We start from the raw sequence: 19,854 nt of genomic DNA, 5'->3' as shown, positions 1-19,854 counted from the left end.
CGGCTCGCTTCGAATCGATTCGACCGTGCCTCTCGACCCGGCGCCCGGGTCCCGCCCGCACCAGGAGAACCGCCATGACCTCGACGTCCGCGCTCACGCGCCCTCAGCTGGTCGCCTGGCGCAACGCCGTCTTCACGATCTTCGTCCTCAGCGGCATCTCGATCGCCACCTGGGTCTCGCGCACGCCCGCCATCCGCGACGAGCTCCAGCTCTCGACCGCCGGGGTCGGCCTGCTGATCCTCTCGATGTCGATCGGCGCGATCATCGGACTCGCGCTGTCGACGCCGGTCATGGGCGCGATCGGCGCCCGGCGCGGGATGGTGCTGGGCCTGACCGTCTCGGCGGCGGGCCTCGCGGTGCTGGGCGTCTCGGCCGACGTGATCGGCGTCCTCCCCGCGGCCTTCGCCGGCATGGCGATGCTCGGCTTCGGCAACGGAGCGGTCGACGTGATGATGAACGTCGAGGGAGCCGCCAACGAGAAGGCCTTCGGCAAGACGCTCCTGCCCCTGTTCCACGCCTTCTTCAGCCTCGGCACGGTGGCCGGCGCGCTGATCGGCGCGGGCGCCTCCGCCCTGGCCGTCCCCGTCGCCGCCCACCTCGGCGCGATCGCCGTGGTGATCGCCGTGACCGCGGTCGTCGCGATCCGCTTCGTCCCGGTCCGCGAGGAGCTCGACACCTCCGGCGCGGCGACCACGGTGAAGCCGCCGGTCCGCGAGCGCGTCGCCGCCTCCCTGGGCGTCTGGCGGGACGGGCGCCTCGTCCTCATCGGCCTGATCATGCTGGGCATGGCCTTCGCCGAGGGCTCCGCGAACGACTGGCTGACCCTGGCGATGGTCGACGGCCACGGCACCGACAAGACCACCGCCGCCGTCGTGTTCGGCGTGTTCGTCGCCGCCATGACGGTCGGACGCGTGATCGGCGGACCCGTGCTCGACCGCTTCGGCCGGGTCCCGGTGCTGCGCGCCTCCGCCGGGCTCGCGATCGTCGGCATCCTGCTGTTCATCCTCGCCCCGGTCGACGCGCTCGTCGTCGTCGGCGCGGTCGCCTGGGGTCTGGGCTGCTCGCTCGGCTTCCCGGTGGGCATGTCGGCCGCGGCGGAGGGGCCGCACTCGGCCGCCCGTGTCAGCGCGGTGGCGATGCTCGGCTACGTCGCGTTCCTGGTCGGACCGCCGGCGATCGGCTTCCTCGGCGAGCACTACGGCCTGCTGAACGCCCTCTTCCTGGTGCTGGCCCTGGTGGTCGTGGCCGGGCTCGCCTCCCCCGCCGCCCGTAGCCGGCGGAGCTGACCGCCCCGCTCCACCCGCCGCCGCAAGCCCCCGTGCGGCCCGGGCGCCCCGATGCGCCTCCCCCTAGGCTTCCCAGGACGGCGGCGGAGGGGGAGCGGATGCGGTACCGAGCGCGCGACGGCGCCCTGCTCCACGTCGACGAGCACGGAGCCGGTCAGGGGCGGCCCCTGGTGGTCGTCCCCGGTGAGCCGGAGCGCCACCCCTCCTATCTCGGCTCGTTCGCCTCGATCGCCTGCACGCGCCGCGTCCTCGTGATGCACCCGCGCGGAGTGGGCGGCTCCGCGGAGCTGCCTCCCGCTCCCCCGGCCACGACGGCCGCCGACGTGGAGGACCTGCGCCGTCACCTCGGCGTCGACGAGCTCGATCTCGCCGCGCACGACTCCGGATGCCGCGCCGTCCTGCTCGCTGCCGTGGACGCGCCCGAGCGCGTCGCCCACCTGCTCCTGATCGCCCCCGGCACCGCCTGGCTCGGGATCGACGACCGGGCTGCCGGTCCCCGCGCGGAGCACACGACTCCTGCCGGCTCCGACGACACCGCGGCGATCCGCGACGCTCTGCAGCGCCTCGACTGCCCCGCGGTCGTCCTCGGCGGCGAGGACGATCCGGTGACGGGCGTCGCCGCTCTGGAGGCGCTCACCGCGCTCCTGCCGCAGGCGAGCCTGGCCGTCATCGAGTCGAGCGGCCACCACCCGTGGGCGGAGGCGCCGGCCGAGTTCGCCGTCGCGCTGCGCGCCTCGCTCTCGGTGCCGCCGCCCGCTCCTCCGCTCGGCCGCCGGCCTCCCGTCGCCGCGCGCTGAGCCGGGAGCCCGGCGGAGCCGCGCCGTCTATCCTCGACGGGTGCGTCTCGTCATCGCGCGCTGCTCCGTCGACTACACCGGCCGTCTCAGCGCCCACCTCCCGCTCGCCACCCGCCTCCTGCTCGTCAAAGCCGACGGGAGCGTCCTCATCCACTCCGACGGCGGCTCCTACAAGCCGCTGAACTGGATGAGCCCGCCCTGCACGCTGGTCACGGGCGAGCCCGACGAGGAGGCGCGCGCCGCGGGAGTGACGCAGCAGTGGACCGTCGCGCACCGCAAGACCGGCGACGCTCTCGTCGTCTCGATCCACGAGGTGCTGCACGATTCGGCGCACGAGCTCGGCGTCGATCCGGGACTCGTGAAGGACGGAGTGGAGTCGCATCTCCAGCGCCTTCTCGCCGAGCAGATCGGCCTCCTCGGAGAGGGGCACACTCTCGTCCGGCGCGAGTACATGACCGCGATCGGCCCGGTCGACATCCTCGCCCGCGATTCCTCGGGAGCCGCCGTCGCCGTCGAGATCAAGCGCCGCGGCGAGATCGACGGAGTGGAGCAGCTCACCCGCTATCTCGAGCTGATGAATCGCGATCCGCACCTCTTCCCGGTGACGGGAGTCTTCGCCGCTCAGGAGATCAAGCCGCAGGCGCGGACTCTCGCCGAGGACCGCGGAATCCGCTGCGTGGTGCTCGACTACGAGGCCATGCGCGGCACCGACGACTCCCACACCCGCCTGTTCTGACAGGCACGGCGAAGGCCCCCGCGATCGGATCACGGGGGCCTTCCGCTCACCGGGCGCGAGGCCCGGGAATGCGGCGTCTCACCGGGCCGAGAGCCCGGCGGCCGCTACTTGTGGGCGGCCTGGTAGGCGGCCTGGACCTCGGAGGGGATGCGTCCGCGGTCGGAGACCGGGTGGCCGTTGGCGTTCGCCCACTCGCGGATGGCCTTGAGCTGCTTGGGGTCGCTCTTGGTGGCGGTCGCGACGCTCGTGGCGGCCGCGGGGCGCGAGCCGACGCGGCGGGCGCTCGAGACGAACTTCTCGAGCGCCGAGTGGAGCTCGGCGATGTTGTCGGGGCCGAGATCGATCTCGTAGTTGGCACCCTCGATGCTGAAGCGGACGGTACCGCCGTCACCGGAATCGATAAGGGTTCCGTCGATATCGTCGACAAGCGTGATCTTCTGGGCCACTTTTCCTCCTGGAGTTCGCGGGACCGGACTGTCTCGACCCGGACCGGGAGAGACATTACCCCCTTTCACAATCGAGTGCGCCATGAATGGCGCCATTCGTGCCTTTCTCGCGCCATGTCGAGGGGAATGTTCAGGATAAGCGGAGGCAATCACGGCGGAATCGAGCTGTTCGCCACCAGCCGTGGAATAGAGGACACGGTGTCCGCAGACGGCCGTAACGATTCCGGACACCGATCGCGCGCATTCCCGGGAACCGGTCCCGGCGATTCCGATCACGCCCCGGTCTTCGTTAGCGTGGAGTCATGGCACGACGAGGCGGACCCCCAGCACGCCCGGCGCGACCCGGTCCGTACCGCAATGCGGAGGCCCGGGAAGCGCTGGAGGCGCTCGTCGCCGCTCCCACCGCCGAGGCCGTCGACCGGCTGCTCGAGGCCTGCCTCGACGGCTCACTCGTGGTCGACGTCACAGGCTCCCAGCCCGGAGGCGTGCCGCACGTCCGCACCGTCGCGACGACCACCGGGGAGCAGGTCCTGCCGCTGTTCACCTCCACGGACGAGGTGCGCACCGCGGTCCCCCGACAGCAGCATCCGCGGGTGCAGATGCTGGTCCTCCCCGGACGCGAGGCCTTCGCGCTGATCCGCACCGCCGACTTCGTCGCCGTGCAGCTCGACCCCGGCTCGATCGCCCAGGTCGTCACCCGTTCGTTCGTCGAAAGGGCTCTCGACGCCGAACGGCCGTAGAGTGTGGCCCTCGGCGGGGCAGCGCCGGCGTCACCCCGTCCTCCGAGGTCAGGAGCCCGCCATGTCCGACACGACCCTCGCCGCCACCGGCCTCGACGCGCGAGCCGGCACCTGGTCCTGCATCCTGTTCGACCTCGACGGCACGATCACCGACTCGGCCCCCGGCATCACCGGCACCCTCGTCGAGACCTTCGTCGAGCTGGGCCGCCCCGTGCCCGCTCCGGCCGAGCTGCTGGCCTACGTCGGCCCTCCGCTGCTCGAGGCGTTCCGCGAGCTCGGCGGGATGACCGTCGAGGAGGCGCAGGCCGCGCTCGTGGTCTACCGCCGCCGCTACAACGCGGGCGGGCTGTTCGACTCCTCGGTCTACCCGGGGCTGCCCGAGGTGCTCGCGCGCATCGCCGAGGCCGGCGTGCCGCTCTCGCTCGCGACCTCCAAGCCGGAGTCGGCGGCCACGCGCATCCTCGAGCACTACGGACTGGCGCAGTACTTCACGGTGATCTGCGGCGCCTCCGAGGACGAGGTCCGCAGCGCCAAGGCCGACGTCGTGGAGGAGGCGCTGCGCCGGCTCCGCGAGCTCGGCGTCGACCTCTCGGCGCCGGTGATGGTGGGCGACCGCGAGCACGACGTGCAAGGCGCCGCCGCCCACGGTGTGCCGACGATCATGGTCGAGTGGGGCTACGGATCGCCGCTCGAGGCGGTCGGGACGATCGCGCTGGTGTCCGGTGCCGAGGAGCTCGCGGACCTCCTGCTCCCGTGACCTGCGTACGATGAGGGCATGACTGGTCTGGGCGTCGTCCTCTCGTTCGTGCTGTTCCTCGGCGGGATCCTCGTTCTCGGCAACTCGTTCCTGCTGCCCGACATCGCCGGATTCCTCTTCGTCGGCGGCATCCTGATGATCTCGGGATCGCTGGCCGTCGCGTTCCACGTCCTGCCGAAGTCGCAGTAGCCGGGTCGCTCCGGGCGGCCGCCTCCGCGGCTCGCCGCTCCGCTCAGCCCAGCGTGCTCGCGTCGAGGTTGACGACAGCGTTGATGTAGACCGCCTCGCCGGCTCCGGCGATCGTCGGGTTCATCCGGAGCAGCTGCTGCACCGGGATCCCGAAGCGCTGCGCGATGTCGAAGAACGTGTCGTCCTGCACCACGGTGTAGCTCACGATGTCGCCCGCGCCGTCGCGGGTCGGCTCGCCGTTCGCCCCGGGAACCGCGCCGTTGTCGACGGCGAACGCCGTCTCGGGGATGTCCGGCGTCGCGTTCGGAGTGAAGGTGACCGTCGCCTCGGGGACCGGCGCGAAGACCGTGGCCGTCGCTTGCGGGAGCGCCGCCGTGACGGTCGGGTCCGGCACCGGAGTCGGCGTCGCCGTGGCGAACACGGTGACCGTGACCGTGGGAGCCGGAGCGGGCGCCGAGCACCCCGCGAGCGCGAGCACCCCGGCCAGTGCCGTCGCTCCGATGACCGTCCTGCGCATGTCCCCCGCCCTCCGCGCCCCGAGGCGCCCGCTCCACCCTAGGAGACGGGGCGGCCGGGGGCACGTGCGCTGTCGCAGGAGGCCGGTGCTGCGGATCCACCGTCGTGCAGGGAGCTCCGCGGTCGTCCGGGCCGGGTCGGCCTCACCGGGACCGGGTCAGGACGGGGGCTCGGTGAGCAGGCGCAGCCCGCCGCCGCTGTTCGCCGCGTCCATCAGGAGCTCGACCCAGGTCGGGTTGATCGTCGGCTGCCGGCTCCCCGCGAAGTGGAACTGCAGGGCGATGTTCGGGTTCATCCAGAAGGAGTGGCGGCCCCGCGCGCCCTCGGGCATCGAGTCGAGGGTGAGGCTGAAGCGCTCGTCGCGGCGGAACTTCGCGTAGATCACGATCTGGAGGTGGGCCAGGGTCCGGTCCTCGATCTCGATGACGGCGGGAGGAGTGCCGTAGAGGAATTGACCCATGCCGCCAGACTATAGGCCCCTCGGCTTATTACTAGTCCGTCTAGCTATTTCGCTGCGGAGGGTTCCGCGTCGTCCGCTTCGTCCGTATCGTGCCCGTCTCCGTGCTCCGCGTCGATCTGGTCGACGGCCGCGCTCATCCGGCGGAGGAAGTTGACGACGACCTCGGCCTCGGGGGCGTCCAGGTCCTCGGCGATCTCGAGCATCCGGCGGTGCATCTCCTGGAGCGTGGCGCGCACCTCGTCGTCGCTGTCGACGGTCGCCTCCACGACGATCCCGCGCCGGTCGGTCGGGTTGGGCTTGCGCACGAGGTGGCCGCTGCGGACCAGGCGGTCGATGAGGACCGTGGTCGACGCGGACGAGATGGAGAGGTGCGAGGCCAGATCCTTTCCGGTCACCAGCTCGCCCTTGCGCTGCTGGCGGAGCAGGTACTGGATGGCGATCAGGTCCGTCTCGCCCATCGCCATCCGCTCGCGCGTGCGGCGGCGCATCGAGACTTCGGAGACGCGGTACGTGCGCATGGCGCTCAGCACCTCGACCGCACGGCGGGTGGACGACTCGTCCGGGTACCAGTACCCGGCGCCGCTCCGCAGGCTCGTGTCGCTCATCCGCACATCCTAGACCGGCTGATCACCAGGCCGTCTAGCGAGTCGCCCGCGCCTACGCTGGACCGGTGACCGCCACCCTCGTCGCCAAGGGCCTCTCCGGAGGCTATGCGCACCGCACCCTGTTCGACGGACTCGACCTGACGGTCGCCCCCGGGGACGTGGTGGGCGTCGTGGGGGCGAACGGAGCCGGCAAGTCGACGCTCCTGCGCATCCTCGCCGGCGAGACGGCTCCGCTCGAGGGCTCCGTCGTGCTCTCGCCGGGCGACGCCTTCGTCGGCTGGCTGCCGCAGGAGCACGAGCGCCGCGAGGGCGAGACCGTGGCCGGCTACATCGCGCGCCGCACCGGCTGCGCCGAGGCCTCCGCCGAGCTCGACGCCGCCGTCTCCGCCCTGGCCGACCCCGATCCCGACGGCTCGATCGCCGACCGCTACGCCCTCGCACTCGACCGCTGGCTCGCGAGCGGCGCGGCCGACCTCGACGAGCGCACCCCGGTCGTCCTGGCCGACCTGGGCCTGTCGCTCGGAGCCGCAGCCGCCTCCTCGACGATGACCTCCCTCTCCGGCGGGCAGGCGGCGCGGGTGGGCCTCGCGGCGCTGCTGCTCTCGCGCTTCGACGTGGTGCTGCTCGACGAGCCGACCAACGACCTCGACCTCGACGGCCTGGAGCGCCTGGAGGCCTTCGTCCGCGGGCTCCGCGGCGGCGCGGTCCTCGTGAGCCACGATCGCGAGTTCCTCGCCCGCAGCGTCACCCGCGTGCTCGAGCTCGATCTCGCGCAGGGTACCAACCGGGTCTACGGAGGCGGCTACGACGCGTTCCTGGAGGAGCGCGAGACCGCGCGCCGCCAGCGCCGCGAGAAGTACGAGGACTTCGCCGAGCAGAAGGCCGACCTGGTCTCCCGCGCCCGCACCCAGCGGGAGTGGTCGAGCCAGGGCGTGCGCAACGCGATGAAGAAGGCCCCCGACAACGACAAGATCCGCCGCAAGGCCTCGGCGGAGTCGAGCGAGAAGCAGGCGCAGAAGGTGCGCCAGATGGAGAGCCGGATCGCGCGGCTCGAGGAGGTCGAGGAGCCGCGCAAGGAGTGGCAGCTCGCCTTCACGATCGGCAGCGCCCCGCGCTCGAGCTCGGTCGTCTCGACGCTGAACGGCGCGGTCGCCCGCCGCGGCGCCTTCACGCTCGGGCCGGTGTCGCTCCAGGTCGACGCGGGCGACCGGATCGGCATCACCGGGCCCAACGGCTCCGGCAAGTCGACGCTGCTGTCGCTCCTCCTCGGCCGCGCCGAGCCGGAGGAGGGCGGCGCCTCCCTCGGAGCGAGCGTGGCGATCGGCGAGATCGATCAGGCCCGCGGGATGCTCGCCGCCGAGGTGCCGCTCGCGGACGCGTTCGAGGCGTTGGTGCCCGAGTGGCCGACCGCCGAGGTCCGCACGCTGCTGGCGAAGTTCGGGCTGAAGGCCGACCACGTCGGCCGCCGCGTCGGCGAGCTCTCGCCGGGCGAGCGGACGCGGGCCGCTCTGGCGCTCCTCCAGGCCCGCGGCACGAACCTCCTGGTGCTCGACGAGCCGACCAACCACCTCGACCTCGTCGCCATCGAGCAGCTGGAGGAGGCGCTCGAGGCGTACGAGGGCACACTGCTGCTGGTCACCCACGACCGGCGGATGCTCGAGACGGTGCAGCTGACGCGGCACTGGCACGTCGAGGCGGGCGTCGTCACGGAGGCGTGAGCGTCGGCGGGATCGAGACACCGCCCTGCCGCCGAGACACCGCCGACGGAGCGGCGCCTCGGCGATCACGGCAGCGGCTCGACGGCGGGCGGGGCCCGACGGACGCGGCCGCCCGCAGGACGCGGCGTCAGGCGCCCGCGGCCCGGGCCGCCTCGTCCTCGCGCCAGCCGGCCTCCTTCTGCACGTACTCGTTGTCGGCGAACTCCGCGAAGTCGCTCTCGTCGGTGATCCGGCGCACCTCGAGGCGGTTGCCGGGCACCAGCGGGCAGCGCAGCGCCCACTCGCGGGCCTGCTCCTTCGAGTCGACCCCGATGATCCAGAAGCCGTTGAAGAGCGACTCGGTCGGGCCGTAGGCGCCGTCGACGACGGTCGGCGGCTCGAAGGAGAAGTCGACCACGAAGCCGGAGGAGGCGACGTCGTCGGACAGGCCGTCGCCCGAGAGCAGCACGCCCGCCTCGATCATCGCCTCGTTGTACTGCCCCATCCGGGTGATGATCTCGTCGAACGGGATGGAGGCGTAGGCCTCCTTCGCCGCATCGGTCGCGCGCATGATCAGCATGTACTTCATCGGGTCTCCCTGGGCTCGGTGCGCGGGGGCGCAGGGCCTACTCTGGCCCCTCCGCGGCGCCGGCGGAACGGCGGATCCCGAGCGTCTCCGCCGCGGGGGCGAGCGCGGAGCGACGGACCTTGCCCGCATCGCTCCGGACGGACTCGTGCACGATCCGCAGGGCCCGGAGGCGTCGCTCGGCGCCCAGCTCGGCGTTCGCCCGAGCGAGCAGGCCGGCCGGGTCCACGCCCGCCTCGCCCACGTCGACGACCGCCTCCACCGCCTGCCCCAGCTCCGCGTCCGGCACGCCGAAGGCGACCGCCCCGCGGACTCCGGGCAGCGCCTCCAGAACCCGCTCGACCTCCGCCGGCCAGAGGCTCACTCCGCCCCGGAGGATCAGGTCGTCGGCACGGTCGACCACCCAGAGCCACCCGTCCCCGTCGACGCGGCCGACGTCGCCGAGGGTGTCCCAGCCCTCCTCCGTCCGCCGCGAGCCGGCGCCGAGGTAGCGGTAGGCCGGAGTCTCGCCGCGGTGCAGCCAGATGCGGCCGAGCTCGCCGGTCGGAGCCTCCGTGCCGTCCTCCCGCAGGATGCGCAGGGTCGTCCCGCCGATCGGCCGCCCGACACTGCCCGGGTGCGCCAGCCACTCTCGGCCCGTGATCATCGTCAGCCCGTTCGACTCGCTGCCCGCGTAGACCTCGACCACCCGCTCCGGGCCGAGCCAGCCGATCAGCGCCCGCTTGTCGGCGGGCGCGCAGGGCGCTCCGAGGTGCAGCACCGTCGCGAGCGAGGACACATCCGCCCTCGACCGCTCAGGCGCGGCCAGCAGGCGGCGGATCGTGGTCGGGACGAGCAGGGTCCAGGTCACGCGGTGCTCCTCGATCGCCGCGAGGACCCGGGCGGCGTCGAACCGCGGCAGCAGCACCAGGCGCTGCCCGGTCATCAGCCCGCGGAAGGCGTAGGTGAAGGTCGCCGAGTGCATCAGAGGGCCGCTCACCAGCTGCACGCCCTCGCGCGGCAGGAACGGCGCGACCGGCGCGTCCGGATCCAGCAGCGCCGGGCCCGCGGCGAGCACCACCTTCGGCCGCCCCGTGCTGCCGGAGGAGGTGGGCGCCTTCCAGGACGAGGCCCACCGGTCCTCGAGCGGGCCGGCCGGCACCTCCGGCCCGGGCCGCCAGCCGCCCGCGCGCCACGGGACGGCGGAGGAGGAGGGCGCGCCGATGACGAGCGCCGGCCGCGCGATCCGCTCCACCTCGGCGCGCTCCGCCGCCGACAGCCCGGTCGAGACCGGCTGCGGCACGGCGCCCGCCTTCCAGACCGCCGCGCAGACGACGAGCGCGTCCAGCGAGTTCGGGAGCGAGACGGTGACGAGGTCGTCGGTCCGGACGCCGAGATCGCGGTAGGCGCGGGAGAGGCGGGTGCTCTCGCGGTCGAGCTCCCCCGCCGTCAGCGCGCCCTCGTCGGCCACGGCGACGATCCGGTCGGGATCGGCGTCGGCGAGACCGGTGAGGATGCGCGAGATCGACTTCCGGGTCACCGGCGGCGCCCGATCGTGTGCACGGTGCAGGACGGAGTCATCCGGTGGCGCCTGTTCTCGCGGATCCCGGCCCGTCCGGAGGAGTTCCTCCTGAGTCCTGGACCGATCCGTCGAGCACCCGCTCGTAGAACCGCAGATGCGCGGCCGCGACGTCGTCCCAGGAGTGCGAGGCGGCCAGGGCCCGACCGTCCGGCGAGGGCAGCGTCAGGGCCTCCTCCAGCGCGTCGGCGAAGGAGGCGGGGTCCCGCCCGTAGCGGACCGCGTCCCCGAACACCTCGCGGATCACCGGCAGCTCCCGCGCCACGACCGGCACCCCCGCGGCGAGCGCCTCCATCGCCGCCAGCCCGAACCCCTCCTTCACCGAGACGAAGCCCAGCGCGGAGGCGCCGGCGACGAGCGGAGCGAGCCTCTCCTCCGGAACGGTGCCGAGGATCACCGGTGCGACCCCGAGCTCGACCGCCCTCCAGTCGAAGGCGGTCCGGTACTCGCGGTAGTCGAACAGGGTCTCGCCGCCTCCGAGCACCAGCGCGACGTCGTGGCCGCGCTCGCGCAGCAGAGCCCACGCCTCGAGCAGCTCGATGCTGCCCTTCCGCGGCTCGATGCCGCCGAGGGCGAGGAGGTACGGGCCGAGCTCGACGCGCCATGCCCCGGTGAGCGGATCGTCGACGGCGGCCGCGAACCGGGCCGCGTCGACACCGTTCGGGATCACCTCGGGCAGCAGCCCCCAGCCGGCGCGCACCTCCTCGGCGACCGCGGCGGACACGCACAGCCGGGCCCGGGGGAGCCGGACGGCGCGGTCGTGGCAGGCGCGCAGCTCCGGGGTGGTGAAGTCGTCCAGGTGGTGGATCGTGCGGATCGGTGCGAGTCCGGCTGCGAGCGCCGCGTTGGCCGAGATGCAGTCCTGCGCGTGGACGACAGGGGCGTCCTCGCCCCGCAGGGCCTCGGCCATCGCGGCGATGGACCGGACGATGCGGGCGCCGACCGGCTCGCCCTCGCGGTGCGGAAAGGGCACCACGCGCACGGTCACGGACGGATCGACGGGGCGGAAGAAGGAGTCGTCGCCGCCTCGGGCGAGCGTGCGGACCGTGACGTCGTGTCCGGCGCGCGCGAGCGCCTCGGCGAGGGCGAGGGTGTGCACCACTCCGCCGCGCGGCCGGGTGGAGTAGGTCAGCAGGCAGATCCGCATCTCAGCTCCGGTAGGCGTGCTCCGCGCGGTCGCGGAGGTGGTGCATCGTGCGGCGGGCGCGGGCGACGGAGCCGGCGACGTCGGCGGAGGCCAGCGCGAGCCCGCCCTTCGCCCAGGTCTTCGCGATGATCTCTCCCGCCGGATCCACGACCTTCGCCTGCCCGAGGAACCGCAGGCCGCCGAGCACGCCGGTCTGGTTCGAGGAGACGAGGTAGACCTGGTTCTCGGCGGCGCGGGCGCAGTCGTAGAGATCGAACAGGTGGGCCTGGCGGTCGTTGCGGATCCGATCGGAGCGGTCGGTCACGCTCGCGGGCCACGCGCTGAGGCAGGCCAGAACCTCCGCGCCGTCCAGGGCCAGCGAGCGCGAGGACTCCGGGAAGGTCTTGTCGAAGTCGATCAGCATCCCCATCCTCCCGACCGGCGAGTCGAAGGCGGCGAAGCCGCTGCCCGGCAGGTACGCCTCGGACTCGCCCAGCGGCAGGTGGACCTTGCGGTGCGTGCCGATCACACGCCCGCCGTACACGCAGACCGCGGTGTCGTAGCGGAGCTCGCGCCCGCCCTCGAGCGCCCGCTCCGCGATCCCGAAGCACACGGTGAGATCGCCCGCCAGCTCGGCCACGCGGGCGACCTCCGGCCCGTCGAGCTCGAGGCTCGGCGGCAGGTCCGGCCCGGGATGCTGGAGGTCGAGCAGGTAGCCGCCGAGGGTCGCGTCCGGGAGCACCAGCAGGTCGACCGAGCGCTCGCGCGCGTGGGCGATGATGCCGGCGAGCTTGGCGAGGGTGCGGTCGATGTCGCGACCGAAGTGCGCTGCGACCGCACCCATCACCGTCTCCGCCATGCGAGGAGGCTATCCGGCGAGATCCGGCTCGTGCTCGCGCGTGAAGCGCCCCGCCTCGCGCACGCGCCGGACCTCCTCCGCCAGGTGCCCCGCGTCGCGGGCGATCGCCTCGAAGCGGCCGGACCCCCAGGTGTGCAGCCACGGCAGCCCGAGGAACGACAGGCCCGGCACGCTCGTCACTCCGCGCCGGTGGGTGGGATGGCCGGAGCCGTCGAACACGCCGATCTCGACCCAGCGGTAGTCGGAGCGGAACCCGACCGCCCAGACGACGCTGCCGATGCCCGCGAGGTCGAGCTCTGTCGCCTCGGACTCCGGCCGCCAGACCGGACGGCAGCGGGCCTCCTCGGGAGCGTCGATGCCGTGCGCCGCGATGTAGCGGTCGATGTCGTCCTTGATCGACTCCGCGACCGAGTCCGCGTAGTCGAGCGAGGCCTCCGCCGTGGGGGCGAACCGCAGCCGCGACCCCTCCACCTCGGCCAGCCGGCCGTAGAGGTGCATCCCGTCGCGGGCAAAGGCGCGCAGGTCGATGTCCCGCCCGCCCCCGCGCCCCGTCACGTAGTGGTTGGTCGACTCCCGCTTGGTGAGCCCGCCGACCTGCGCGTGGACGGGCACGTCGTACACGCCCATGTCCTGGAGCCAGGCGACGCAGTCGCGGCCCCGGTAGAAGCGCGCCACCCGCGGTGCGCTGCCGAGGGCGAGGTGGACGTCGCGCCCGGCGAGGAAGAGGTCCTCGGCGATCTGCGCGCCCGACTGCCCGGAGCCGACGACGAGCACGCCGCCGGGCGGGAGCGCCTCCGGCGAGCGGTAGTCCGCGGAGTGGAGCTGCAGCACGTCCGCCGGCAGCCGCGCGGCGACGGCGGGGAGGACCGGGCGGTGGTAGCCGCCGGTCGCCACGACGACCTGGTCGGCCGTGATCGAGCCCGCGCTCGTGACCAGCTCGAACCCTCCCCCGGCGCGCTTGCGCAGCCGGCTCACCTCCACGCCCTCGACCACCGGGGCGTCGAAGCTCTGCGCGTAGCGGCGCACCCACGCGTGCACCTCGTCGCGCGTCATGAATCCGTCCGGGTCCGGCCCGTCGTAGGGGTACCCGGGGAGGCGGCACTGCCAGTTCGGCGTGACGAGGGTGAAGGCGTCCCAGCGGCGGTCGACCCAGTCGTGGCCGATGCTCGCGCGCTCGAGCACGACGTGCTCGATGCCGTCGTCGACCAGGTGCCGGCTGATCGAGAGCCCGGCCTGCCCGCCTCCGACCACCGCGACCTCGACGTGGCGCCCGGGCTCGATCGCGGCACTCACGGCCGCACCCGCTGCCCGGCCGGGGCGGGCGGCTCCATCGCGAGCACCCTGACCGTGCCGCCCTCGAAGCGCTGCGCCGTGCGGAGGATGTCGGACTCCTGCTGCATCGCGGAGGTGCAGGCGAACCCGAACCGCTCCCGCACCCGGTCCGACGCGATGCGCAGCGCCTCGCTCGAACGGGCGACGAAGTCCTCGAGCGAGTAGGCGGTCCCGGTCCCGAGGAACTCGTGCACGACCAGGCTCGGCGAGTAGCAGCGCTCCTCCGAGCCGTCCGGCCAACGGACGTGGAAGGTCATCTCAGGCATGGACGAGTCCTCCGTTCCAAACGCGGTCGATGTCGTAGGCGTCGGGCCGCCGGTCGCGCAGGTGGAACATCCCGCCGCGCATCGCCTCGAACGTGCCGCGCACGTCGATGTCGGCGACGGCCACGCCTGCTCCGAGCAGCGTCGTCGCGAGCACGTTGCCGCCGGGATCGACGACCTTCGCGTTCCCGACGTAGCGGAGCGAGCCGAAGGTCCCCGACTGGTTCGAGGCGAGCCAGAACACCTGGTTGTCGAGGGCGCGGGCGATGTCGAACTGGTTGAACCGGTAGGTCCAGCGGTCCTCCTGCAGGTTCTCGGCGGTCGCCGTCCGAGCGGCCGGCCACGCCGAGAGCGAGGCGATGATCTCGGCCCCGTCCAGCGCCATCGACCGCGCCGCCTCGGGGAACGCCTTGTCGTAGCAGATCTGCAGTCCCACCCGGCCGACCGGCGTCTCGAAGGTGCCGTAGCCCGGGCCCGGCGAGTACGAGAGGTGCTCGCCCAGCGGCTGGTGCACCTTCCGGTAGCTGCCGTACACCTGCCCGCCGTCCAGCAGCGCGGCCGCGTTGTAGCGGGTCTCGCCGTCGTCGTCGAGCTCGCAGAAGCCGATCGCCACCATCAGGTCGCCGACGATCTCCTGCACCCGCCGCAGCTCCGGCCCGTGCAGGCGCACCGCCGGCGGGAGGGAGCGGCGGGTGGTGGTGACCGTGTCGCCGTGGTTGCCGAGCGAGGAGAGGTAGCCGCCGATCGCGGCCTCGGGGAGCACGAGGAAGCGCACCCCCCTCTCGCGGGCCTCCTCGGCCAGGGAGGCGATGAGCGCGTAGTTCTGCTCCAGGTCGCGGGTGAAGTTCGCAGCGACCGATCCGACGAGGGTCATCGCGATCGCCTACAGGTTGTAGGTGGAGTTGATGATCGCGCCCTTGCGGGCGTAGTGGATGAGCGCGTCCTGCACGTCGAGCGGGTGGCAGGGGATGCAGCCCTCGATCAGGTCCTCCTCGCGGAGGCCGTGCAGCGCCATGCCGAACCGGCAGACGAAGACGCGGTTCCCCTCCTGGACGAAGGTCTCGATGGCGTTGTTGAGGTTCTGCTCGCCGGGGAATCCGGAGTCGCCGACCGTCGGGAAGCCGCGGGTGGCCATCGCGTTGATGGTGCCGGGCCCGTAGAAGTAGAGCGCGGACTCGTAGCCCTTGCGCGCCGCGCGGGTGGCCTGGAGCACCGCGACGAAGCTGACCGAGGACTCGTGGGCGATGCCGTGCACGAGGGTCAGGTACGACTCCCCAGGCTCGGCCTGGTAGTCGGGGAAGACCTTGGTGGAGCCGTAGAGGTTGCTGCCCTTCGGGAGCGCCGGGTGGGCGATCTCGGAGCGCGACTTCTCGATGTTGGCGCTGACCTGGTCTTCGATCTCCTGGGAGACGGACATGGTTCCTCCTGGTGTCGGTCCGCCGAAGCGGCGTGCGAGTGCATGGCTCCGGCGGGATGCGCTGAGACGACGCGGGAAGACGTCCGCCGGGGTGGAGCAGTGGTGCGGAGTGGAACGCGTCCAGTCAACGGCCGGGATGTTTCGGAGTGGTTTCCACCGGAAGAAGCTCCCGTGACGGCGGATCCGTAACGAGACCGCGTTCCTCCCGTCACGAGGGCGAAACACGATGCGCCTTGACTGGGGGCGAGACGACCGCACCGACATCCCGGCCGCCGCTGTGCGCGGCCCGTCCGGCCCGCTCCGCGGTGCCACGAAGGAGTCCTCGTGACCGATCTCCGCAGTCCCTCCCCCGCGTCCTCGCCGCCGGCGACGGGCGGGGCGCATCCGGCCGGCGGCCCGCACTCGGCCGGCGGGGCGCACTCCGCGGGCGGGGCGCACTCGACCGGGATCCGCCGCACCGGCCCCTCCGCCCTCCGCACCCGCGTCGACATCGCCCTGCAGGGCATCCGCGTCGAGGCACCGGTGCACCGCGAGGCCGGCGCCGGCCCGAGCGACGACGGGCACGTGATGCTCGGCGGCCTGGGCGCCGCGATCCCGGTGAATCCCGACAGCCCCTACGTGGTGAGCGGGAACCGCCTCCTGCTCGAGGGCGCCGACATCGGCCTGGACGTGACTCCCGTCCGCCGCCCTCGCTTCTACGATCTCGACACCGCCGACGGCGTCTCCTACGAGAAGATCGCCCGGCTGCACGGCCGCGACATCCTCGCGACCACCGTCGTCCAGACCTGCATGCGCTACGACGAGGCGGAGCGCTGCCGCTTCTGCGCGATCGAGGCCTCGCTCGACGCCGGTGCGACCATCGCGGTCAAGACCCCGGCACAGCTCGCCGAGGTCGCGGAGGCGGCGGTCCGCCTCGACGGCGTGCGCCAGATGGTGATGACCACCGGCACCTCCAAGGGCCGCGACCGCGGAGCGGCCCACCTCGCGCGCTGCGTCCGCGCGGTGCTCGCGGCGGTCCCCGGGCTGCCGATCCAGGTGCAGTGCGAGCCGCCCTCCGACGTCTCGGCGCTGCAGGCGCTGAAGGACGCGGGCGCCGTCTCGATCGGCATCCACGTGGAGTCGATGGACGACGCGGTGCGGCAGCGCTGGACCCCGGGCAAGGCGCGGGTGAGCCTGGACGAGTACCGCTGGGCGTGGCGCGAGGCGGTGCGGATCTTCGGCCGCAACCAGGTCTCGACCTACCTCCTGGTGGGCCTCGGCGAGGACCCGGACGAGCTGGTCGCGAGCGCTCGCGAGCTGATCGGGATGGGGGTCTACCCCTTCGTGGTGCCCTTCCGTCCGCTGCGCGGGACCCTGGCGACCGAGGTCGACCACGTGCTCCCGCCGGCCGGGTCGCTGCTGGAGCGGGTCAGCGCCGAGGTCGCCGCGCTCCTGATCGAGGCCGGGATGCTGAGCAGCGGCCAGAGCGCGGGCTGCGCGGCGTGCGGGGCGTGCGGCGTCCTGAAGACGGCCGGCGCCTGATGGTGGAGCTCTCGATCCTCGAGGGCGTGCGGGTCGCGCCCGCGTTCACGGTGGTGCGGGCGGAGGAGCGCGAGCTCGCCGCCCACCGGGCCCTGCGGCGCGAGGTCTTCGTCTCCGAGCAGGGGCTGTTCGCGGGCGACGACCACGACGACGCCGACGACGATCCGCGCTCGGTGGTGCTCGTCGCGGTGGCGCCGGACGGCGCGGTGCTCGGCGGGGTCCGGCTCGCGCCTGTGGGCGGCGGACGCGATCTGGGCTGGTGGACCGGCAGCCGCCTGGTGGTGGCGCGCGAGGCGCGGGGCGGCTCCGGGATCGGCGCCGCCCTCGTGCGCGCGGCCTGCGCCGAGGCGGAGGCGCGCGGGGTGCTCCGCTTCGAGGCCTCGGTGCAGCTGCGCAACGAGGTGCTGTTCCGGCGGCTCGGCTGGCGGAGAATCGGCACGAGCACCGTCGCCGGAGTCGAGCACGCCCGGATGCGCTGGCCGATCGACCGGCTCGACCGGGCGGCGACCGCGGCCAAGGCGGCCCTCGGCGCCCTGCTGGCTCCGCTGGCGGCCGAGGGGGGCCTCGGTGGGGCGGGCTTCGTCGGCGACGACGGAGCACCGGTCCCGGGCAGCGACCTGGTCGCCGTCTGCGACGCGATCGTCCCGTCCATGGTGGAGCGCCACCCGGAGTGGGCGGGCTGGTGCTCCGTGCTGGTCAACGTCAACGACCTCACCGCGATGGGCGCGACCGGCATCGGGCTGATGGACGCGATCGGCGCTCGCGACGCCGCCGCCGCCGCGCGCATCGTGAGCGGTCTGCGGGCCGCATCCGCCGCCTGGGGCGTCCCCGTGCTCGGCGGGCACACGCAGCTCGGAGTGCCGGCGGCGCTGAGCGTGACCGGTCTCGGCCGTGCCGCGGCGCCGGTGCCGGGCGCTGCCGCTCCGGGCGACGAGCTCTCGCTGACGGCCGACCTCGGCGGCGGCTGGCGACCCGGCTTCGCGGGCGCCCAGTGGGACTCGACGTCGTCCCGGCGCGCGGAGGAGCTCCGGGCGATGGCGGCCTCCGTCGGACTCGCGCGGCCGAGGGCGGCGAAGGACGTGAGCATGGCCGGGCTGGTGGGGACGGTCGGCATGCTCGCCGAGGCCAGCGGAGGAGGAGCGGTGATCGACCTCGCGGCGGTCCCCGTCCCCGAGGCGGCCGGCACCGCCGACTGGCTCGGCTGCTTCCCCGGCTTCGCGATGATCACCGCCGACCGGCGGGGGGAGTCGCGGATGGGCACGCCCTGGACCGCGACGGCCGCGGTGGGCAGCGTCGTCACGGAGCCGGGCGTGCGGCTGCGCTGGCCGGACGGCGAGGAGACGACGGCGATCGCCGGTGCGGTGACGGGGCTCGGCGCAGCGGGCTGATGGGGCGGGCCGGGTGCCGGTGCATCGTCCTCGGGGCGGCTGCGAGCCGCAACCCCCGCGCAGACCCTCGCCGAGCGGCGGAGACTGGCGACGGCCCGTTGCTCGACGGGCGCTCATCGACGGAAGGAACGACCCCATGGTGGATCTCGGAGGACTCGCGGACAAGGCGAAGAACGCCCTGAGCAGCGACAAGGGCGAGGAGCTGACCGACAAGGGACTCGACACGGCGGGCGACGCCGCCGACTCCGCGACCGGCGGGAAGTTCGCCGGCCAGGTCGACAAGGCCCAGGAGGCCGGCGACCAGCACGTCGGCAACGACTGACCCCTCGGGGCGGCCCTCCCGCGCTGTCGCGGAGGGCCGCCCGTCCGTCAGTCCCGGTCGCCGAGCCCGACGAGCAGCGCCCGCACCACGGCGACGGAGCGGTCGGCCGCGTCGTCGACGTGCGCCTCGAACTCGCCGGGGGCGCAGAGGTCCGAGATCCCGCGGACCGAGACGAACGGCAGCCCGTGCACGTGCGCCGTCTGCGCGAGTGCGACCGACTCCATGTCGGTGGCGAGCGCGCCGGGGAAGTCGCTCCTCACGCGGTCCACATGGGCGCTGGAGACGAAGACGTCGCTCGAGACGATCAGGCCGCGGCGCACCGGCGGCCCCTCGGGCAGCTCGAGCTCCGCGGCGAGCGCCGCGTCGTCCCCGGAGTAGCGGGCGGGCATCCCCGGGACCTGCCCGAGCGCGTAGCCGAACGCCCGCGCATCGGCGTCGGTCTGCACGTGCTCGGTGCCGATCACGACCTCGCCCACGCGGACGTCGGCGCCCAGGCCGCCGGCGGTCCCCGCGCTCACCACGAGCGGCCGCTCGCCGGCCTCCCGCAGGATCGCCGCGGTGAGACCGCCGGACGCGTTGACGAGACCGATGCCGGTGCGGACGAGCAGCACCGCGCGGGAGTCGAGCTCGAGCTCCCACTGCAGCGCGTTGCCGACGGCGCGAGGCTCGGAGGCGCTGGTCGCGGCGGCGAGGAACGGCACGGCCTCCTCGTCCATCGCGACGAGGACGATCGCCGTGCTCACGCGGTGACCGTCTCCCACTCCGAGCGGTGCGCGAGGAACGTGCGCGCCGCCTCCTGCGCCCCCTCGAGGGAGTGGTTGGCGCCCCAGCCGCACTGGGTCTCGTTGGCCGCCGGGACCTCGTCGGCCTCGGTGATGTCCTGGAGCGTCGCCTCGACCAGGCCGAGCACCTCGGAGAGCTCGGGCTCCCCCGAGAGGAGGAGGTAGAAGCCGGTCTGGCAGCCCATCGGCGAGAAGTCGATCACGCGGTCGGAGTGGTTGCGGGACTTCTCGGCGAACAGGTGCTCGAGCGAGTGCACGGTGGGCATCTCGAGGTGCCCGCGGTTGGGCTGCGTGAAGCGCACGTCGTACTTGACGAGGTGGTCGCCTCCGGGAAGCGTCTTCGCATCGGCGAGGCGCACGTACGGCGCGGCGACGGTGCGGTGGTCGAGGTTGAACGACTCGACGTTCATGCGCGGCTGATCCACGGTGGTCTCCTTCGCTGGGGGTCCCTCCATTGTCCTCCGCTGCGCT

General features: G+C 73.4%; 24 protein-coding genes. 10 read left to right on the top strand and 14 right to left on the bottom strand.

Going from position 1 to position 19,854, the window contains the following annotated elements:
• Positions 1–74 precede the first annotated feature (74 nt).
• From C5C59_RS01735 to nucS, 3 genes are all read left to right on the top strand, one after another.
• A complete protein-coding gene (locus C5C59_RS01735; RefSeq protein ID WP_104237987.1) occupies positions 75–1,286 on the top strand; it encodes a sugar MFS transporter in 1,212 nt (403 codons plus the stop codon).
• A gap of 98 nt (positions 1,287–1,384) precedes the next feature.
• The gene (locus C5C59_RS01730) at positions 1,385–2,083 is read left to right on the top strand and encodes an alpha/beta fold hydrolase (protein ID WP_104237988.1); all 699 of its coding nucleotides are present in this window, start codon (positions 1,385–1,387) and stop codon (positions 2,081–2,083) included.
• Positions 2,084–2,123: 40 nt separating this feature from the next.
• Positions 2,124–2,819 carry an endonuclease NucS gene (gene nucS, locus C5C59_RS01725; protein WP_104237989.1) on the top strand — a complete coding sequence of 232 codons (696 nt, stop codon included), beginning with the start codon at positions 2,124–2,126 and terminating at the stop codon, positions 2,817–2,819.
• A 104-nt stretch (positions 2,820–2,923) separates the two neighbouring features.
• On the opposite strand, the gene C5C59_RS01720 is transcribed toward nucS, so the two are convergent.
• Positions 2,924–3,265 (bottom strand): Lsr2 family protein, encoded by a 342-nt coding sequence (locus tag C5C59_RS01720; RefSeq protein WP_104237990.1) that lies wholly within the window; start codon positions 3,263–3,265, stop codon positions 2,924–2,926.
• Positions 3,266–3,567: 302 nt separating this feature from the next.
• Between C5C59_RS01720 and C5C59_RS01715 the strand changes: the two genes are divergently transcribed.
• The 3 genes from C5C59_RS01715 to C5C59_RS17130 all read left to right on the top strand — a co-directional run bounded on the left by C5C59_RS01715 (position 3,568) and on the right by C5C59_RS17130 (position 4,951).
• Entirely contained in the window at positions 3,568–4,005 is a 438-nt protein-coding gene (locus tag C5C59_RS01715; RefSeq protein WP_104222625.1) for an SseB family protein, read from the top strand.
• 61 nt (positions 4,006–4,066) lie between these two features.
• Positions 4,067–4,762 carry an HAD hydrolase-like protein gene (locus C5C59_RS01710; protein ID WP_104222626.1) on the top strand — a complete coding sequence of 232 codons (696 nt, stop codon included), beginning with the start codon at positions 4,067–4,069 and terminating at the stop codon, positions 4,760–4,762.
• Between the two features lie 18 nt (positions 4,763–4,780).
• Complete coding sequence (locus C5C59_RS17130; protein WP_159911733.1) at positions 4,781–4,951, top strand: hypothetical protein; 171 nt, start codon at positions 4,781–4,783, stop codon at positions 4,949–4,951.
• Between the two features lie 43 nt (positions 4,952–4,994).
• Here the strand turns inward: C5C59_RS17130 and C5C59_RS01705 are convergent, their stop codons facing one another.
• The 3 genes from C5C59_RS01705 to C5C59_RS01695 all read right to left on the bottom strand — a co-directional run bounded on the left by C5C59_RS01705 (position 4,995) and on the right by C5C59_RS01695 (position 6,532).
• Positions 4,995–5,468 carry a LysM domain-containing protein gene (locus C5C59_RS01705; protein WP_104237991.1) on the bottom strand — a complete coding sequence of 158 codons (474 nt, stop codon included), beginning with the start codon at positions 5,466–5,468 and terminating at the stop codon, positions 4,995–4,997.
• Positions 5,469–5,624: 156 nt separating this feature from the next.
• A complete protein-coding gene (locus tag C5C59_RS01700; RefSeq protein ID WP_068250131.1) occupies positions 5,625–5,927 on the bottom strand; it encodes a hypothetical protein in 303 nt (100 codons plus the stop codon).
• Positions 5,928–5,971: 44 nt separating this feature from the next.
• On the bottom strand, positions 5,972–6,532 hold the full coding sequence (locus tag C5C59_RS01695; protein WP_104233013.1) for a MarR family winged helix-turn-helix transcriptional regulator: 561 nt from the start codon (positions 6,530–6,532) through the stop codon (positions 5,972–5,974).
• A gap of 65 nt (positions 6,533–6,597) precedes the next feature.
• Here C5C59_RS01695 and C5C59_RS01690 point away from each other — a divergent pair, with 65 nt between their 5' ends.
• On the top strand, positions 6,598–8,250 hold the full coding sequence (locus tag C5C59_RS01690; protein WP_104237992.1) for an ABC-F family ATP-binding cassette domain-containing protein: 1,653 nt from the start codon (positions 6,598–6,600) through the stop codon (positions 8,248–8,250).
• Positions 8,251–8,377: 127 nt separating this feature from the next.
• Here the strand turns inward: C5C59_RS01690 and C5C59_RS01685 are convergent, their stop codons facing one another.
• From C5C59_RS01685 to C5C59_RS01650, 8 genes are read right to left on the bottom strand one after another with little or no spacing between them, the layout of a single operon-like run.
• Positions 8,378–8,818: a YciI family protein gene (locus C5C59_RS01685; protein ID WP_104237993.1), complete on the bottom strand. Its 441-nt coding sequence runs from the start codon at positions 8,816–8,818 to the stop codon at positions 8,378–8,380.
• A 37-nt stretch (positions 8,819–8,855) separates the two neighbouring features.
• A complete protein-coding gene (locus tag C5C59_RS01680) occupies positions 8,856–10,334 on the bottom strand; it encodes an AMP-binding protein (RefSeq protein WP_104237994.1) in 1,479 nt (492 codons plus the stop codon).
• A gap of 37 nt (positions 10,335–10,371) precedes the next feature.
• On the bottom strand, positions 10,372–11,520 hold the full coding sequence (locus tag C5C59_RS01675; protein ID WP_104237995.1) for an MSMEG_0565 family glycosyltransferase: 1,149 nt from the start codon (positions 11,518–11,520) through the stop codon (positions 10,372–10,374).
• Position 11,521: 1 nt separating this feature from the next.
• Positions 11,522–12,358 carry a carbon-nitrogen hydrolase family protein gene (locus C5C59_RS01670; RefSeq protein ID WP_104237996.1) on the bottom strand — a complete coding sequence of 279 codons (837 nt, stop codon included), beginning with the start codon at positions 12,356–12,358 and terminating at the stop codon, positions 11,522–11,524.
• Positions 12,359–12,367: 9 nt separating this feature from the next.
• The gene (locus tag C5C59_RS01665; protein WP_219812431.1) at positions 12,368–13,651 is read right to left on the bottom strand and encodes an MSMEG_0569 family flavin-dependent oxidoreductase; all 1,284 of its coding nucleotides are present in this window, start codon (positions 13,649–13,651) and stop codon (positions 12,368–12,370) included.
• Positions 13,648–13,956, bottom strand: coding sequence for an MSMEG_0570 family nitrogen starvation response protein (locus C5C59_RS01660; protein ID WP_104222634.1), 309 nt, complete (start codon positions 13,954–13,956; stop codon positions 13,648–13,650). Before C5C59_RS01660 ends, C5C59_RS01665 begins: the two co-directional genes overlap by 4 nt.
• Positions 13,949–14,827, bottom strand: a complete 879-nt coding sequence (locus tag C5C59_RS01655) for a carbon-nitrogen hydrolase family protein (RefSeq protein WP_104237997.1) — start codon at positions 14,825–14,827, stop codon at positions 13,949–13,951. Before C5C59_RS01655 ends, C5C59_RS01660 begins: the two co-directional genes overlap by 8 nt.
• 9 nt (positions 14,828–14,836) lie before the next feature.
• Positions 14,837–15,370 (bottom strand): MSMEG_0572/Sll0783 family nitrogen starvation response protein, encoded by a 534-nt coding sequence (locus tag C5C59_RS01650; RefSeq protein WP_104237998.1) that lies wholly within the window; start codon positions 15,368–15,370, stop codon positions 14,837–14,839.
• Positions 15,371–15,694: 324 nt separating this feature from the next.
• Here C5C59_RS01650 and C5C59_RS01645 point away from each other — a divergent pair, with 324 nt between their 5' ends.
• The 3 genes from C5C59_RS01645 to C5C59_RS01635 all read left to right on the top strand — a co-directional run bounded on the left by C5C59_RS01645 (position 15,695) and on the right by C5C59_RS01635 (position 18,601).
• Positions 15,695–16,891, top strand: coding sequence for an MSMEG_0568 family radical SAM protein (locus C5C59_RS01645; RefSeq protein ID WP_104237999.1), 1,197 nt, complete (start codon positions 15,695–15,697; stop codon positions 16,889–16,891).
• The gene (locus C5C59_RS01640; protein ID WP_104238000.1) at positions 16,891–18,279 is read left to right on the top strand and encodes an MSMEG_0567/sll0787 family protein; all 1,389 of its coding nucleotides are present in this window, start codon (positions 16,891–16,893) and stop codon (positions 18,277–18,279) included. Before C5C59_RS01645 ends, C5C59_RS01640 begins: the two co-directional genes overlap by 1 nt.
• A 136-nt stretch (positions 18,280–18,415) precedes the next feature.
• Complete coding sequence (locus C5C59_RS01635) at positions 18,416–18,601, top strand: antitoxin (RefSeq protein ID WP_104238001.1); 186 nt, start codon at positions 18,416–18,418, stop codon at positions 18,599–18,601.
• 47 nt (positions 18,602–18,648) lie between these two features.
• On the opposite strand, the gene mtnN is transcribed toward C5C59_RS01635, so the two are convergent.
• A complete protein-coding gene (gene mtnN, locus C5C59_RS01630; RefSeq protein ID WP_258062522.1) occupies positions 18,649–19,344 on the bottom strand; it encodes a 5'-methylthioadenosine/S-adenosylhomocysteine nucleosidase in 696 nt (231 codons plus the stop codon).
• Positions 19,341–19,838: an S-ribosylhomocysteine lyase gene (locus C5C59_RS01625; protein WP_308470742.1), complete on the bottom strand. Its 498-nt coding sequence runs from the start codon at positions 19,836–19,838 to the stop codon at positions 19,341–19,343. Before C5C59_RS01625 ends, mtnN begins: the two co-directional genes overlap by 4 nt.
• Positions 19,839–19,854: the final 16 nt, after the last annotated feature.

This window comes from Rathayibacter sp. AY1F4 (assembly GCF_002931775.1).
In the GTDB taxonomy this organism is placed as follows: Bacteria; Actinomycetota; Actinomycetes; order Actinomycetales; family Microbacteriaceae; genus Rathayibacter.
This window is presented reverse-complemented; position numbering and strand designations above follow the sequence as displayed.

Bases quoted from the DNA above. Each gene is read 5' to 3' on its own strand.
- C5C59_RS01735 (WP_104237987.1), top strand. From the start codon at position 75: ATGACCTCGACGTCCGCGCTCACGCGCCCTCAGCTGGTCGCCTGGCGC.
- C5C59_RS01730 (WP_104237988.1), top strand. From the start codon at position 1,385: ATGCGGTACCGAGCGCGCGACGGCGCCCTGCTCCACGTCGACGAGCAC.
- C5C59_RS01715 (WP_104222625.1), top strand. From the start codon at position 3,568: ATGGCACGACGAGGCGGACCCCCAGCACGCCCGGCGCGACCCGGTCCG.
- C5C59_RS01710 (WP_104222626.1), top strand. From the start codon at position 4,067: ATGTCCGACACGACCCTCGCCGCCACCGGCCTCGACGCGCGAGCCGGC.
- C5C59_RS17130 (WP_159911733.1), top strand. From the start codon at position 4,781: ATGACTGGTCTGGGCGTCGTCCTCTCGTTCGTGCTGTTCCTCGGCGGG.
- C5C59_RS01705 (WP_104237991.1), bottom strand. From the start codon at position 5,468: ATGCGCAGGACGGTCATCGGAGCGACGGCACTGGCCGGGGTGCTCGCG.
- C5C59_RS01700 (WP_068250131.1), bottom strand. From the start codon at position 5,927: ATGGGTCAATTCCTCTACGGCACTCCTCCCGCCGTCATCGAGATCGAG.
- C5C59_RS01695 (WP_104233013.1), bottom strand. From the start codon at position 6,532: ATGAGCGACACGAGCCTGCGGAGCGGCGCCGGGTACTGGTACCCGGAC.
- C5C59_RS01685 (WP_104237993.1), bottom strand. From the start codon at position 8,818: ATGAAGTACATGCTGATCATGCGCGCGACCGATGCGGCGAAGGAGGCC.
- C5C59_RS01675 (WP_104237995.1), bottom strand. From the start codon at position 11,520: ATGCGGATCTGCCTGCTGACCTACTCCACCCGGCCGCGCGGCGGAGTG.
- C5C59_RS01670 (WP_104237996.1), bottom strand. From the start codon at position 12,358: ATGGCGGAGACGGTGATGGGTGCGGTCGCAGCGCACTTCGGTCGCGAC.
- C5C59_RS01660 (WP_104222634.1), bottom strand. From the start codon at position 13,956: ATGCCTGAGATGACCTTCCACGTCCGTTGGCCGGACGGCTCGGAGGAG.
- C5C59_RS01655 (WP_104237997.1), bottom strand. From the start codon at position 14,827: ATGACCCTCGTCGGATCGGTCGCTGCGAACTTCACCCGCGACCTGGAG.
- C5C59_RS01650 (WP_104237998.1), bottom strand. From the start codon at position 15,370: ATGTCCGTCTCCCAGGAGATCGAAGACCAGGTCAGCGCCAACATCGAG.
- C5C59_RS01640 (WP_104238000.1), top strand. From the start codon at position 16,891: ATGGTGGAGCTCTCGATCCTCGAGGGCGTGCGGGTCGCGCCCGCGTTC.
- C5C59_RS01635 (WP_104238001.1), top strand. From the start codon at position 18,416: ATGGTGGATCTCGGAGGACTCGCGGACAAGGCGAAGAACGCCCTGAGC.
- C5C59_RS01625 (WP_308470742.1), bottom strand. From the start codon at position 19,838: ATGGAGGGACCCCCAGCGAAGGAGACCACCGTGGATCAGCCGCGCATG.